Source organism: Stieleria sedimenti, assembly GCF_025060895.1.
In the GTDB taxonomy this organism is placed as follows: domain Bacteria; phylum Planctomycetota; class Planctomycetia; order Pirellulales; family Pirellulaceae; genus Stieleria; species Stieleria sedimenti.
In genome coordinates this window covers 1-1,281 of sequence record NZ_JANZKV010000190.1, presented here as the reverse complement: position 1 = coordinate 1,281, position 1,281 = coordinate 1, and the positions used below count along the sequence as shown (strand labels likewise).

1 protein-coding gene is annotated in these 1,281 nt (G+C 57.0%); it reads right to left on the bottom strand.

Features of this window, described 5'->3' with window-relative positions; translation table 11 throughout:
- Nucleotides 1-70: 70 nt before the first annotated feature.
- Entirely contained in the window at nt 71-1,099 is a 1,029-nt protein-coding gene (locus tag NZK35_RS23890) for a DUF1559 domain-containing protein (protein WP_259635040.1), read from the bottom strand.
- Between the last annotated feature and the right edge of the window lie 182 nt (nt 1,100-1,281).

Here is a 1,281-nt window from a genome sequence, read left to right as displayed (position 1 = left end):
TGCCAGAGGGAGAGAATCTAGATCGGTTGCCAAATCCTGCGGTAAAAGAATCGACGTCCCACCGAAAGGCTTAGCGTGGCGGTGGCAGCCAATACCAGCGGCCGTTGACGTAGTGCATGACGAAATTGCCGGTCAAATTCCGATCGTTGCCGTTAAAGGTCGCCAGCATGCGATTGTCATTGACCTGGATGTTGACTTGGCCACTCTGGGCAAAACCGATCGCGTCATCAAATCCCTGAATCAACAAGCCTCGTTTCTGGAAGACGAATGCACTGGCAATCCCCATTTCTTGAACGCTCATTTGTGACGCATCGACAAACTGTGTGAGAAAAGCGCCGAACTCTTTTCTTTCCAACAGCCCGACCGCGTCACGCAACTGATCCAACAGTTGATTGCGGGCCTGCACCTTCTCCGCCACCAAGGACTGCACAATCCAGTAGGCATCTTCGCCGATCAGGTCAGAAAGCGTCAGATATTTCAAGTCTCCCTTTTCATTGACCAAAACGACGTCGCCTTCTTTCGCACAGGAAACGAGCCAACCGTTCATCTTGCCCCTACCTCCAGCGGCGGTCCATGTTCGGATCGGTTTCCTCCGAACTGCTTCGAGTTGTTCTGCGGGGATCTGGCGACGAGGTTCGGTGATCCCGTCGGCACGTTTCCTGACATCAATCGTCACCACTTCTCTGTTCGCTCTGGTTCCCAACGCGCCCCACAGGCCATAGGGGCTTTTTGATCCCGGCGGAGTCAGCGTCTTGCCCGTCCCGTTCTCGCTGAGTCCGACGCTCGGATTGCTCGGGTCACCCGCGTCGATGGTGTTGGTCACGAATCGCACCGCGCCATCGCAAAAGAGCGCGTGTGTGCCCGGTCCGTGGTAGCTCGACGCCGACATCACCGCGGTGTGGTCACCCTGGTCGGAAGTCGCCGACGGCGAACCCGGCGGCAAAATGGTTTGAAACCCGGTTGAGCGCAACAGCCCGTCACACCACCGCGCTTCCCGCCCGGTCGGCCAAAACTGTTTGCCTGCACACCAGCGCCGTTGGTGTTTAGCCTGTAGGCAATTCTCCGTCGCTGCGATGCAGCACAGAGGGCTAAAGCCCAATACCGCTAAGTTAACATGAATGAGGGGGCCCGGACGCTGGCGCGAACCGGCTGATGTCAAACGAATATCAGCCGTTTGGCGCGAGCCTACGGGCCCTCATCTGAAGATACGACGCTTAACTTAGCGGTATTGGGCTAAAGCCCAATACCAACTCGACCGGAGGAAACAGGGAAGAGGGGTTC